Genomic DNA, 13224 nt, shown 5'->3' on the forward strand with positions numbered 1-13224 from the left:
GTGATGACACTCAAAAACAAATGGGTTCAGCTCGCCATCCTGGCTGCAATCATTCTTATCCTGCCAGCCTTTTTTCCGTCCGGTTACTACTACCGCGTTGGCGCGCTTGTATTCGTAAATGCCTTGTCCGTCGTCGGCTTGGTGATCCTGATCGGTTACGCCGGTCAGATCAGTCTGGGGCACGCAGGGTTCGCCGGGATTGGCGCTTATGCCTGTGCCTTGGCGCCTGTCCATCTCGGCATTCCACCGGTTCTGGCCATATTGCTCGGCGCTGCGATTTCTGCTGTGCTCGCGCTGCTGATCGGCCGCCCGATTTTGCGGTTGAAGGGGTACTATCTCGGCGTTGCAACGCTCGGGTTTGGCATTCTGGTCTCCATGGTGCTCTCCAATGAACGCGGATTGACAGGTGGCCCGGATGGAATGGCGGTTCCAAGTCTTGGTTTGCGCCCACTCCTAAGGGATATGGGGCTTCGGCTGTCTGGCGGTGAATTCTGGTACATCTTCAATGCGGCCGCGCTTTTGACCGGGATCTGGATCGCGCTCAACCTTTACCAAAGCGCGACCGGGCGGGCGATGCGGGCCCTGCACGGGTCAGAGACCGCCGCGCAAACTGTCGGCATTGATGTCTCGCGTTTCAAGCTGCAAGCGTTCATTATCTCAGCTGTCTACGCATCGGTCGGCGGCTCGCTTCTGGCCTTGCAGAACGGTTTCATCACACCGGATGTCGCGGGTTTCATGCACTCGGTGGAAATGGTCACCATGGCTGTCCTCGGTGGTGTCGGCTCGGTCCTCGGTGCAACATTCGGCGCAGCTGTTCTGACGCTCTTGCCGCAGATTCTGACCGTGTTCCACGACTATGAGCATCTGGTGCTTGGCCTCGTTATGATCCTAGTGATGATCTTCCTGCCGCTTGGTCTTTTGCCGTCCCTTGCAGCGCGTATCAGATGGAGGGGTGTCTGATGAGCATTCTCGAAATCAGCGGCCTTGGCATCAGTTTCGGCGGGCTGCGCGCCGTCAATGATATCGGTTTTTCAGTCAAACCGGGTGAAATCGTATCGGTCATCGGTCCGAACGGGGCTGGTAAAACGACCCTCTTCAACATGATCTCTGGTGTCTATTTGCCTGATGCGGGACACGTGAAACTAAACGGGGCGGACGTGACCTCCAAGGCCCCGCATATCCTGGCGAAAAGGGGCCTGACGCGCACCTTTCAGAACTTGCAGATCTTCCAGGAAATGACGGTTCTCGAAAATGTGGTCGCCGGATTTCATCTGACGGAAAATCCGTCTGTTTGGGCAGACCTGTTGTCGTTGCCAGCTGCCCGGCGGCGGTCTGCGGAAGTGCGCGAGCAAGCGTTGCGGCTTCTTGAAAAGGTGCATCTGTCAAAGGCTGCCGAGGAAGAAGCCGGGAACCTTTCTTATGGTGCGCTAAAGCGCCTTGAGATCGCGCGTGCCTTGGCCGTTGGGCCGCAGGTGCTTCTGCTGGATGAACCGGCAGCCGGCTGCAATGCGGTCGAGACAGAAGAGATCGATGAGCTTATTGCGGAGCTCGCCAAGTCCGGCATCGCGATCCTGCTCGTGGAGCACGATATGAAAATGGTGATGCGGATCTCCAATCACATAGTGGTGTTGGATCACGGCGAGAAAATAGCTGAAGGCACACCAGAGGACGTCTCGAAGAACCCGGATGTGATCGCCGCCTATCTCGGCACGGAAGAGGAGCCCGCCCATGCTGACGGTTGAGGGTCTGCGGTCGGCCTATGGTCATATCGAGGTGTTGCACGGGATCGATCTGGAGGTGACATCCAGAGAGATCGTGACTGTGGTCGGCGCCAATGGAGCGGGCAAGACCACCTTGCTGAAATGCTTGTCCGGTACGCAATCCGTCACCGGCGGAGACATCCGGTTTCGCGGCGATGCGCTGACAACCGTACCGGCGTACAAGCGTTTGAAACGCGGATTGTCGCAGTCGCCGGAGGGGCGGCAGATTTTCACGAACATTTCGGTTGAAGAAAACCTGCGTCTTGGCGCCTTCCTTTTTACTGATGATCGGGTCGAAAAGGACATGGAAGACGCCTTCCAGATGTTCCCAATCCTGCGGGAAAAGCGGAATCTCGCGGCGGGCGGCCTTTCCGGTGGGCAACAACAGATGCTGGCGATTGCCCGTGCCTTGATGGGACGGCCGCATTGCCTGTTGCTGGATGAACCTTCGATGGGGCTGGCGCCACTTTTGGTCGCGCAAATCTTCGATGTGGTGAAGTCCTTGAGGGAAAAGGAAGTGACCGTTCTGCTGGTTGAACAGAACGCTTTTGGCGCTCTCAAGATCGCAGATCGAGGTTATGTCATGGAAACCGGCCGGATCACGCTCGCTGGCCCCTCGGATGAACTGATCGCAGATCCGCGTATCCGTGAAGCCTATCTCGGGATTTAATCAGATCGGTCAAGAGCTGCCGTCGATTCCCGCATGACGAGATCACCGGAGATTTCTTCGTCTCCGGTGGCTTTTGCGGGTTCAAAGATCCGATCGATCACGGAGCGTGCCAAGGCAGCGGTCGGCTGGCGGATGGTCGTCAGCCTTGGGACGACAAGAGCTGCCAGCGAGATGTCGTCGAAACCGGTAACGGACAGGTCACCAGGGACATCTAGTTTCAAGTCACGTGCGGCTCGCAAGACACCAATCGCTTGCTGATCACTGGCTGCGGCAATTGCGGTTGGACGATCATCACTGTCGGCTGTTTCTGCTAGTAACTTCCGGCAGACCTCTTCACCTGAATCATAATCGAACTGGCCTGCGTGGATTGTCAGTTTGATCGGATCATCAGGTCTTGAGAGTGTCTTTATCCGGGTAACAAATCCTTCGCGGCGGCGGCGGGCTACATCCATGGTGTCCGGTCCGGCGATATAGGCAATCCGCCGATGGCCAAGCTGATGGAGATGATCTGCAATCTGGCCCGATCCGTCGAAATGGTTTGTGCTGACCAGTGCATGGTCACCAAGTCGGCGGTCAAGCGACACGATTGGAACATCGGCTTCGTAAGGATGGTTGCTGTCTGATGTTGCGACAACGATGACACCGCGCACGGAGCGGTCCAGCAAGGCCGCGATCTGGATCTTTTCGGTCTCCAGATCATCATCCGAATTTGCCAGCATAACCGAATGGCTGCGGCTGGCGGCTTCCTTTTCGATATCCTTGGCAAGTTGCGCAAAGAACGGGTTGGTAATATCCGGAACCACCAGTCCGATGACATCGATACTGTTTGTGCGCAGTGCCCTGGCTGCTAAATTGGGCTTGTAGCCAAGCTCGTCCATGGCTGCCTGCACCCGCAGTTTGAGCGGCTGTTTGACCGTATCGTTTTTGGAGAGGACCCTGGAAACCGTCCCGACCGACACATCGGCTTTGCGCGCGACATCCTTTATGGTCGGCATGGACAGGCTTCTCCCTAAATAGCTTAGCTGCAGCCAACTGCGGGCTGCTGTTCCTTTTACTGCCTCTTTCAGGCCAGCACTACACCAGGTCGGGCGCGTAGAACCGGTCGACCTCGTCTCGGGTCGGCAGGGAAGCCGATGCACCCTTTCGGGTGGTTGCAAGGGCTGCTGCATGCATAGCAAATCGTATCGCGGACCGCATTAAGGCACCCTCTGAGAGCGCAGTTGCCAGCGCACCGTTAAAGCAATCCCCGGCGGCCACCGTGTCAATTGCGGTCACACTCGGAGCAGGTTCGACGCCGTCTTCATCCCCAAAGGACCAGGCGACGCCCTTTTCTCCGAGGGTAATGATCGCACCGCTGAGACCGAAAGTGCGCAAGTGCCGCGCGCCGTCGCGGGCCTCTTCAAGCGTTTCTGGAGTTGCGCCCAGGATGGCACCAGCTTCACTTGCGTTCGGGGTCAGCACATCAAAAGCGGCAATCACATCCTTGGTCCAGGCAGGGTGAGGGGCTGGAGCCGGATCCATGATAACCAAAGCACCGCCACCGCGCGCGAGTTCCGCGGCTTTCAATGACGTTTCCAGGTTGATTTCGTTTTGAAGGAGGACGACACCGCTTTGGTTTAACTGGTTCGAATGCGGCCCAAGGTCTTCGGGCTGCATCTGACCATTGGCACCACTTGCCAGCCGGATGATGTTGTCGCCTTCTGGCCCAACATCGATGAATGCCATGCCCGTTCCGCAGTCGCGTTTTTCGATCAGATCGGCGGTGACATTGAAGGCTGCAAGCTGATCCGCGGCGACGCGGCCAAAACCGTCTTCACCAACTGCGCCGATCATCGTCGCATTAGCACGGAGCTTGGTTGCTGCGACAGCCTGATTTGCGCCTTTGCCGCCCAATGTGTTGGCGGTTTCCCGGACCATTACGGTTTCACCGATTTTTGGCCAGCGATCGAGATAGCTGAAGAGATCGATGTTTATGCTGCCAACGACAGTAACCGGCTTCAAAATTACGCTCCGCTCATAGGGTTCGGATTGTGTATACCGTACTATTTTGCCTCAGCGGAAGGTGTGTCCGCTGAGACTTTAAATATAGGTGATCAAGTCGCGGCGTATTTGGCGCGGTAATGATCAAGGATGACTGCGAAGATGATGACCACACCGGTGATCATCTGGCGCATGAAGTCGCTCAGTCCGATCAGGATCAAGCCGTTTGCGAGCACACCAATAATGAAAGCGCCGAGCAAAGTGCCGATTACCGAACCCCGGCCGCCGCTCAAACTGGTGCCACCAATAATCACCGCAGCGATGGCATTCAGTTCAAAACCAATTCCTGCAATGGGGCTGGAGATGTTGAGACGGGCCATATAGACAACAGCCGCGATGCCGGCCGTGAATCCGCAAATGGTGAAGGCAGCAATCTTGTAGCGGCGCACTGAATGCCCCGCCAGGCGCACGGCTTCTTCGTTGTTGCCAATCCCGTAAAGCAACCGCCCGAAGACTGTGAAGTTCAATACGAACCAAGCGACGAACACAAGGACCAGCGCCACCAGGAACACAACAGGCACGCCATAGATCATGGCGGACCCGAATTCCTCAAAGGCATAGGGGAAGGAGTAGATTGTTTGTGCGTCGGAGACCTGCAGGGCGGCACCGCGGGCAATGTTCAACATGCCGAGAGTGATGATGAACGATGGCAGCGCCCAATAGGCGCTGATGGCGCCGTTGATGAACCCGCACAACACACCGGTCAGAGTTGCGGCAATGACCGCAAGTGCAATTGCCTCTGCCGGCCCAAAACCGGGCAGCGTGATGGCTTTGCCGGCAACGACCGCTGCGAACGCCATCACCGACCCGACAGACAGGTCGATGCCGCCAATCAGAATGACAAAGGTCATGCCGACAGCGAGGACCAGATTGATGGTGATCTGCGTCAGGATGTTGGTGATGTTGTTCGGTGTCAGAAAGTGTTCGGTGAACACGGAAAAGAAAATGATCAGAGCCAGCAAGGCGAGACCGATGCCTGCGTTTTGCAAAACAGTCCGGACGGAAAATCTGGATGGAGCCGGGAGCGTTTCGGTTGTTGTCTGGAGTGTCATTGGCTGTTTCCTCCGGCCAGTTCGGTTTGCCCGTAGGCCAATTTAAGGATGTTTTCTTCCGAGAAATCGGCCCGCTCGAGCGTACCCTGGATCTGATGTTCGGAAAGAACGAGGATGCGATCTGCCAGCGTCATGAGCTCCGGAAGTTCCGAGGAGACCACCAACAGAGCTACTCCATTACGGGCCAGATCTTTCAGGATCGCGTAAATTTCAGCTTTTGCGCCAACATCGACGCCTCTGGTCGGCTCATCCAGCAACAAGACCTTTGGATCCCGTGCAAGCCATTTTGCCAGCACCACTTTTTGCTGGTTTCCGCCAGAAAGGCTTGAGGCCGGATCGGCCGTCTTCCCATACTTGAGTTTCAGCTTTTCGCCAGCCTCCATGGCCTGACGCCGTTCAGCTGCGAATTTGAGCAGACCGGATTGCGACACGGATTTCATATTCGCCAGCGAGACGTTGGCCGAGATCGGCATATCCAGGATCAGGCCTTCGTCCTTACGGTCTTCGGTTACAAAGCCAATCCCGGCAGCTATGGCATCGCCTGGGCCGGAAAACCGGGCAGTCTTGCCATCCCGTTGAACTTCTCCGGACCGGATTGCATCAATTCCGAAAATTCCGCGCAGGATCTCAGTGCGGCCCGCTCCCACTAGCCCGGCGATCCCGACGATCTCGCCATACTTCAAGTTAAAGGATACACCGGTGTCGGACGGATTGGCCTGAGTGCAGACATCTTGGACACTGAGTGCGACGGCGCCGAAGTCCTTTTGTTCGATGTCATGGGCCATTTCTCCGGCGAGCTGGCGGCCGACCATTCTTTGAACAATACCGTCCGGCGTGGTCTCGGCGATCAGGTCTGTCGCGATTGTGCGACCGTTCCGGAAGACTGTGACCCGGTCGCAAATCTCAAAAACTTCATCCAAGTGATGCGACACGAAAACGACAGTGACGCCGTCTGCCTTGATCCGGGCGACAAGTTCGAAGAGACGCTTGGTTTCCCGTTCCGTCAGAGTGGCGGTCGGTTCGTCCAAGATCAAAATCTGGCTTTCGGACTGCAGTGCCCTCGCGATTTCAACAAGCTGCCGATGCGCGATGCCAAGACTACTCACGGGAGCTTTGACATCGATATCAGTCAGCCCGATGGCATCCAGCGCCTTGCGGGCGCGGGAGTTGAGTTCCTGCCGGTCCAGTAGGCCAAGCCGGTTGCGTGGCAACTTCTCGATCGAGATGTTTTCTGCGATGGACAGGTGCTCGAGGAGATTGAACTCCTGATGAACGACCTGCACGCCGTGTGCCTTGGCTTCGTGCGGAGACTGCGGGCGATATGTCTGACCGCCTAATGAAATTGCGCCGTGGTCATAAGGGAATACGCCAGACAGGATCTTTATTAGGGTGGACTTGCCAGCGCCATTTTCACCGACCAGCGCATGCACTTCTCCTTGTTCGAGGAAAAAGCTCACGCCGTCGAGGGCCTTCACGCCGCCGAAGTATTTCTTCAGTCCTTCAACCGATAGAAACGGTGTGGAATGCGCAGGGGCGTGCGCCGCGGTTTGCGTCGCTGCTACCATGGTGCGTCCAGTCATATCGTAATTGGAAGAGTTTGATTTGCCCCCGCTCAAGGCTGACCAAGCGGGGGCACTTGGGGCCGATTATTGGGCGGCCACCAATTCGATCGGGGTTCTGACCCAACCTTTGAGTTCGTCACCACCGCCTACGACTTCGAGCGCCAGATCAATGGCGTTTGCGGCCATGTCTGTTCCAAACTGGTCGACAGTTGCCAGCATCCGGCCGTCTTCGATCATCGGACTGACAGCCGGGATGTTGTCGAAACCGACAACCATGATGTCGGAGCGGCCAGCGCTTTCAAGTGCCTTTACCACGCCGATGGCCATGGAATCGTTGGCTGCCATTACACCCTGGATGTCCGGGTGTGCGGTCAGCATGTTGGAGAAGACCGTGTTGGCTTCTTCTGTTTCCCAATGCGCGGTGCGGCTGTCGAGAAGGTCGAGTTTGTACTCGGCGACAGAGTCTTCAAAACCCATGCGGCGCTGGTTTGCATTGTCCGCGCCCGGATTGCCCTCGATGATGACGACCTTGCCGCCTTCGCCGAGTTTTTTGCCCAGTGCATCACCGGCAAGTTTCGCACCACCGCGATTGTCCGGTCCCACAAAGGCCAGCTCGATGCCCTGTTGTTTCTTGGCATCTTCATCAAGGGCCACGTCGAAGTTGACCACAACAATGCCCGCTTCCATCGCCTTCTTCAGCGGACGCACCATGGCACGGCTGTCGGCCGGGGCGACCACGATCGCTTCTACGCCCTGCGTGATGAAGTTCTCGACGGCGTTGATCTGGCTCTCGAAGTCGGTTTCGTTCTGCATGCCGACGGCCAGAAGTTCATAGTCGCCGCGCTGTTCCTGGTGAGCTTCAGCACCTGCCATCATGTTTTGAAAGAACTCGTTAGCGAGCGATTTCATGATGAGGCCGACTTTCGGCTTGTCATCCGCCATGGCGGTGCCAGCAAGCAAAGCGAGACCGGTCGCTGCGGCTGCAGCGAGCTTGAATATCTTCATTATTTCCTCCCAAAGAAGACTGCCGTCCCTCTATCCAGATTGGCAGGTGAACAGGCTCATAAGTGAAAGCATGACTCCCGAAAGAGGTCAATATGAAACGTTTCATTTTTTTGAATGCATTCAAAAATCTGGTATCATGTTTCCTCTTTGAGGGACGCTCCAAACGTTCAGAAGTGCCTGATCCAAGGAGCGAAAATGAGTTTTCCAAATTGGATCTGTGTCGGTTGTTAAATTGGGAAAAGCAAAACATTTTACGGCTAAGGATTCGGAATTCTTCCCTGTCTAACCGTTCGGCACTCACCAGAACCGCACAAAAAAAGAGCTCGGTTTTTTGCCGTTTGTTCAAAAAAATTGCTCTTGTTGGCTCTGCTTAACTTGTGGGCACGCCGGATTTGTGATCATCTTTTGGGGTTAAAAAAGCACTCCAGGGGTTTCCAGATGTTCACCGTTAAACCGTTTTCAAAGGTCCGCCGTGGCCTTTTGGCGGCTGCAATGACTGTCACAGCCGTTGCCGCCATGCCGATGTCAGCTGCACAAGCAGCAGACCCAATCAAAGTTGCTGCGATCTACACCGTACCGGTCGAGCAGCAATGGGTGAGCCGTATTGATAAGGCGTTGAAAGCTGCCGAAGAGCGTGGCGACATCACCTACACCTTCTCTGAAAACGTTGCCAACACCGACTACGAACGGGTAATGCGCGAGTACGCTGAGCAGGGCATGGACCTGGTCGTTGGGGAAGCGTTCGCTGTGGAGCGGGCCGCACGCAAGGTCGCCGCAGAGTATCCGGACACTGCGTTCCTGATGGGCTCTTCTTTCGGCCCGGGGAAGCCAAACTTTGCCGTTTTCGACAACTGGATCCATGAGCCGAGCTATCTGTCTGGCATGATCGCGGGCGCGACCACCGAAACCAATATTATCGGCATGGTCGGCGGGTACGCCATCCCGGAAGTGAATCGCCTGATGCACGCGTTTATGGACGGAGCGAAATCCGTGAACCCGGACGTGAAGTTCCTCGTGACCTTCATCAACTCCTGGTACGATCCGCCCAAGGCCAAGGAAGCCGCATTTGCGATGATCGATAAGGGCGCTGACATCATGTACGCAGAGCGCTTTGGTGTTTCGGATGCGGCCAAGGAGAAAGGCCTTTTAGCAATCGGCAACGTGATCGACACATCAGCCGATTATCCCGGTACCATCCTTTCCTCGGCCCTCTGGCACATGGAGCCGACCATTGACCGCGCCATCGGACTTGTAAAATCCGACAGTTTTGAACCGGCGGACTTTGGTCCGTACAGTTTCATGAGCTATGGCGGCGGCAGCTTCATTGTTGATGAAAGCCTTGCGCCGACCGATGCCGTAGCTGCTGCAAAAGAAAAAGAACAGGAAATTCTTGATGGCCTGTTCCGCGTCAATGTGAACGACAGCGAACCGAAATCCACGATGTAAAAAGCGCCTGCTGTTCTATCTGGCGGTCATTGGGCTCGACACCTTTGACCGCCAGTGACCTGCCGATTTTCTCCCTTATCGGCCAAGAATTCAAAAACCACCGGAGGTTGGCATGGCGCCGCCAGCAAATGATGCCCCCGTCCTGTTGCGGCTTGAAGGCATCAACAAGCGCTTTGGCGCGTTGACAGCCAACGGCGATGTGTCGCTGGACCTGAGACAAGGTGAAATCCTTGCACTTCTCGGAGAAAACGGTGCCGGCAAAACCACGCTGATGAACATCCTTTTTGGTCACTATGTGGCCGATGAAGGACAGGTTCTTGTTTTGGGGCCAGGTGGGGCTCTTGAGGAGTTGGAGCCAGGCTCTCCTCATGCCGCACTGGATGCTGGCATTGGAATGGTGCACCAGCATTTTACTCTTGCAGAAAACCTGAGCGCCTTCGACAATATCCTGTTGGGCACAGAGGCTCTATCCGCCGTCAAGTCCGCCCGTTTGCCGGCACGCAAGAAGCTGGACGAGCTGATGGCAAGATCCGGATTGACGGTCAATCTGGACACGCGCATTTCCAATCTCTCCGTCGGGGAAAAACAGCGCGTTGAGATCCTGAAAGCGCTTTATCGGGATGCAAGGGTTCTTGTACTTGATGAGCCGACCGCTGTTTTGACACCGCAAGAATCCGAGACGCTGTTTGCCACGTTGACGAAGCTTGTAGGCGATGGGCTCGGGATCATTTTTATTTCGCATAAGCTGGCAGAAGTGATGGCATCCTCCCACCGTGTTGCGGTCTTGCGGGGAGGCCGCAAGGTGGCGGATCTGCCGACAGAAGGCAGCTCGCAACGCGAATTGGCAGAACTCATGGTCGGGCACGAGATAACCGAAACTGTTCGGGTGCCGGGCTCGCCAGGCGGGCCGCTTTTGGTCCTGACCGGTGTTGCAGCGGGGCATGGTCGGGACGCAATCTCCGATGTTTCATTGAATTTACGAGCAGGTGAAATCCTTGGAATAGCCGGAGTGTCTGGGAATGGCCAAACCACGCTGGCACGGGTTATCTCCGGTCTTGAGACGGTGTCGGCTGGCAAATTGATGCTGGAAGGCGATGAGCTTGGGCAAGTCTCTGCGCGGCAAATGATTGACATCGGTCTGGCTCGCATACCCGAAGATCGCCATCATGACGGCATCGTGGGTGCGATGACCGTGTCTGAAAACCTTGCGATTGAGGCGATCCGCAAACCAGAAAATCAACGGTTCGGGATGCTCCGGTTTTCTGCTATGCGGGATCGGGCGAAGGGTCTTATCAAGGCCTATGACATTCGCTGCCAAAGCGAGGCAAGTCCGGCCCGGCTGCTGTCTGGCGGTAATATCCAGAAAATCGTTCTGGCGAGAACGCTCGAAACGGAGCCCAAGGTCGTGCTCGCCGCCCAGCCGTCGCGCGGGCTTGATGTCGGAGCGACGTCCGACGTTCACAAACGCCTGCTTGCAGCACGTGCTCGCGGTGCGGGTGTCATTCTCATTTCTGAAGATCTGGATGAACTCATGCGTCTTTCCGACCGCATTGCCGTCATTCATCGCGGCCATCTTTCACAAGCAGAACCAACGGAAGACCTCGATCGCGGCAAGCTCGGTCTGCGCATGGCTGGGCACGACGGGGAAGAAGCTGCATGATCCGTTTTGAACCCAGAGGTCCGGTTGCCGTTTCCAAAGTCATCAGCGTGACCGTGGCAGCCGCCGTTGCCGCCCTCGTTCTGGCGGCTGTCCCGATGCTGTTCGCAGGTCTGTCAGTCTTTGAAGCCTACGGTTTGATGATCAAGGGCGCTTTTGGGTCAGCCTTTGCCTTTACCGAAATGCTGACCCGCGCAACGCCGTTGATCCTGACGGGACTTGCCGCCGCCGTTGCTTTCCGGGCAAAGCTTTGGAACATCGGTGCCGAAGGCCAGTTGTATGCCGGAGCTTTAGCTGCTGTTGCGGTCGGTACCGGCCTGTTCTCCGGTCCATCCTATGTGCTTATCCCGGCCGTCATTTTTGCTGGAGCCTTGATGGGCGGCCTGGTCATGTTGGGGCCGACCCTGTTGAAAACCCGCCTAGGTGTTGATGAAGTGGTGACGACGCTTCTCCTGAATTTCGTCATTCTGCTCTTTGTGCAGATGATGCTGGAAGGTCCCATGCAGGACCCGATGGGGATGGGATGGCCGCAATCGGAACCCATTCTTGATGAAGCCGCGTTGCCCAAGCTGATGGACCGGATGCGCATTCATTGGGGCCTCATCATTGCGCTCATTTCCGCGCTTGGCGTTTACTTTCTTTTGAAACGTACGGTTTGGGGTTTTGAAATCCGTGCGGTTGGAGAAAACGCGTCCGCAGCCCGTCATGCCGGCATCCCGGTCACGGCAACCTTTATTCGGGTCGGATTGCTCTCCGGTGCGCTGGCAGGCCTTGCCGGTGTGGGCGAAGTTGCAGGGCTGAAGGGATACCTCACGGCAGACCTGTCACCAGGTTTCGGATACTCTGGTATCGTCGTTGCGATGCTGGCCGGACTGTCGCCGATTGGCGTCGTCTTTGCTGCGCTCTTTATTGCCAGCATTTTTGTCGGTGCAGATTCCATGTCCAGGGCCACCGGTGTTTCCAATTATCTGGCTGACCTGATCGTTGCGATGGCGCTCTTGTGTGTTCTCGTATCCGGCTTGTTCTTGAGGTTCAAGATCCGCTTGGTCGGCGCGCCGTATGCAAAGGAGGCCTCGAAATGATCGAGATCCTCGAGATTCTTGTGTCCGAAAACTTCTGGGCCGCCTCCCTGCGCATCGCCACGCCGCTGATTTTTGGGGTGATTGGTGCGCTTATCTGCGAGCGGGCCGGGGTGCTCAATCTTGGTATTGAAGGCATCTTCACAGCGGGCGCAATGGCTGGCTGGATGGCAGTCTGGCTCGGAGCAGGGCTTTGGGGCGGTGTGCTTGTCGCCGCATTGGCCGGTGGGCTGTTCGGGTTGCTTCATGCCATCCTAACGGTGCCGCTGGGGTTATCTCAGCATGTCTCGGGGATCGGCGTCACACTGTTTGCAACATCGCTCAGTTATTTTATCTACCGGACTGCTCTGCCGGATGTGTCGTCACCGCCGCGGATTGAAGCGTTTCAGCCGCTCGATATCCCGATCCTGTCCGATCTGCCATTTATCGGGCCGGCTTTGTTTCAACAAACGTCGCTGACATTTCTTGCACTGATCCTGGTTCTTGCGACAGGCTATGTGCTTTATCGGACGCCGCTCGGTCTTGCGATCCAGGCCGTGGGCGACAATCCGTCGGCGGTCGAATCCCAAGGGCTCTCAGTCTACGGTCTGCGCATGGGCGCAGTCGTTGTCGGCTCATCGATCATGGCGCTGGGGGGGGCGTTCTTGACCATGTCGGCCTTTGATGCGTTCTTCTTCGGCATGGTCAATGGTCGTGGCTGGATCTGTATTGCCTTGACCGTTTTCGCCTCCTGGCGGCCTGGAAAAGCGCTGATCGGTGCGTTGTTGTTCGGTGCGTTTGACGCGTTCCAAGTCCGCCTTCAGACAGAAGTCGGCAGCTTCATCCCCGGACAGATCTTCCTGATGATGCCGTATATTCTGTCCATCATCGCGCTGATCGTGGTGGCCCGGAAAGCTGATTATCCGCGCGCACTGCTTGTTCCTTATTTCCGCGGCCAACGCTGACAGGTATTT

Annotated in this window: 12 protein-coding genes; 7 read left to right on the top strand and 5 right to left on the bottom strand. The window is 56.4% G+C overall.

What is annotated here, in order from left to right; translation table 11 throughout:
* Nucleotides 1–3: 3 nt before the first annotated feature.
* Genes SADFL11_RS22085 through SADFL11_RS22095 form a run of 3 tightly spaced genes read left to right on the top strand, consistent with a single transcriptional unit; the run spans nt 4 to nt 2430 of the window.
* The gene (locus SADFL11_RS22085) at nt 4–960 is read left to right on the top strand and encodes a branched-chain amino acid ABC transporter permease (protein WP_008196447.1); all 957 of its coding nucleotides are present in this window, start codon (nt 4–6) and stop codon (nt 958–960) included.
* Nucleotides 960–1742 carry an ABC transporter ATP-binding protein gene (locus SADFL11_RS22090; RefSeq protein ID WP_040450972.1) on the top strand — a complete coding sequence of 261 codons (783 nt, stop codon included), beginning with the start codon at nt 960–962 and terminating at the stop codon, nt 1740–1742. Before SADFL11_RS22085 ends, SADFL11_RS22090 begins: the two co-directional genes overlap by 1 nt.
* A complete protein-coding gene (locus tag SADFL11_RS22095) occupies nt 1729–2430 on the top strand; it encodes an ABC transporter ATP-binding protein (RefSeq protein WP_008197055.1) in 702 nt (233 codons plus the stop codon). Before SADFL11_RS22090 ends, SADFL11_RS22095 begins: the two co-directional genes overlap by 14 nt.
* Here SADFL11_RS22095 and SADFL11_RS22100 read toward each other — a convergent pair.
* From SADFL11_RS22100 to SADFL11_RS22120, 5 genes are all read right to left on the bottom strand, one after another.
* Nucleotides 2427–3425: a LacI family DNA-binding transcriptional regulator gene (locus SADFL11_RS22100; RefSeq protein ID WP_008194204.1), complete on the bottom strand. Its 999-nt coding sequence runs from the start codon at nt 3423–3425 to the stop codon at nt 2427–2429. The genes SADFL11_RS22095 and SADFL11_RS22100 overlap by 4 nt on opposite strands.
* 79 nt (nt 3426–3504) lie before the next feature.
* Nucleotides 3505–4431 (bottom strand): ribokinase, encoded by a 927-nt coding sequence (gene rbsK / locus SADFL11_RS22105; protein WP_008193214.1) that lies wholly within the window; start codon nt 4429–4431, stop codon nt 3505–3507.
* Nucleotides 4432–4523: 92 nt separating this feature from the next.
* Nucleotides 4524–5522 carry an ABC transporter permease gene (locus tag SADFL11_RS22110; RefSeq protein ID WP_008190248.1) on the bottom strand — a complete coding sequence of 333 codons (999 nt, stop codon included), beginning with the start codon at nt 5520–5522 and terminating at the stop codon, nt 4524–4526.
* Entirely contained in the window at nt 5519–7087 is a 1569-nt protein-coding gene (locus SADFL11_RS22115) for a sugar ABC transporter ATP-binding protein (RefSeq protein ID WP_040452502.1), read from the bottom strand. The genes SADFL11_RS22110 and SADFL11_RS22115 overlap by 4 nt, the downstream gene beginning before the upstream one ends.
* A gap of 81 nt (nt 7088–7168) precedes the next feature.
* Entirely contained in the window at nt 7169–8089 is a 921-nt protein-coding gene (locus SADFL11_RS22120; protein WP_008188788.1) for a sugar ABC transporter substrate-binding protein, read from the bottom strand.
* A gap of 438 nt (nt 8090–8527) precedes the next feature.
* Between SADFL11_RS22120 and SADFL11_RS22125 the strand changes: the two genes are divergently transcribed.
* The 4 genes from SADFL11_RS22125 to SADFL11_RS22140 all read left to right on the top strand — a co-directional run bounded on the left by SADFL11_RS22125 (nt 8528) and on the right by SADFL11_RS22140 (nt 13215).
* Nucleotides 8528–9535, top strand: coding sequence for a BMP family protein (locus SADFL11_RS22125; RefSeq protein WP_008194111.1), 1008 nt, complete (start codon nt 8528–8530; stop codon nt 9533–9535).
* A gap of 112 nt (nt 9536–9647) precedes the next feature.
* The gene (locus SADFL11_RS22130; protein WP_008191877.1) at nt 9648–11195 is read left to right on the top strand and encodes an ABC transporter ATP-binding protein; all 1548 of its coding nucleotides are present in this window, start codon (nt 9648–9650) and stop codon (nt 11193–11195) included.
* On the top strand, nt 11192–12274 hold the full coding sequence (locus SADFL11_RS22135; RefSeq protein WP_008196597.1) for an ABC transporter permease: 1083 nt from the start codon (nt 11192–11194) through the stop codon (nt 12272–12274). Before SADFL11_RS22130 ends, SADFL11_RS22135 begins: the two co-directional genes overlap by 4 nt.
* Nucleotides 12271–13215 (top strand): ABC transporter permease, encoded by a 945-nt coding sequence (locus tag SADFL11_RS22140; protein ID WP_008190643.1) that lies wholly within the window; start codon nt 12271–12273, stop codon nt 13213–13215. The genes SADFL11_RS22135 and SADFL11_RS22140 overlap by 4 nt, the downstream gene beginning before the upstream one ends.
* Nucleotides 13216–13224 lie beyond the last annotated feature (9 nt).

Source organism: Roseibium alexandrii DFL-11, assembly GCF_000158095.2.
GTDB lineage: Bacteria > Pseudomonadota > Alphaproteobacteria > Rhizobiales > Stappiaceae > Roseibium > Roseibium alexandrii.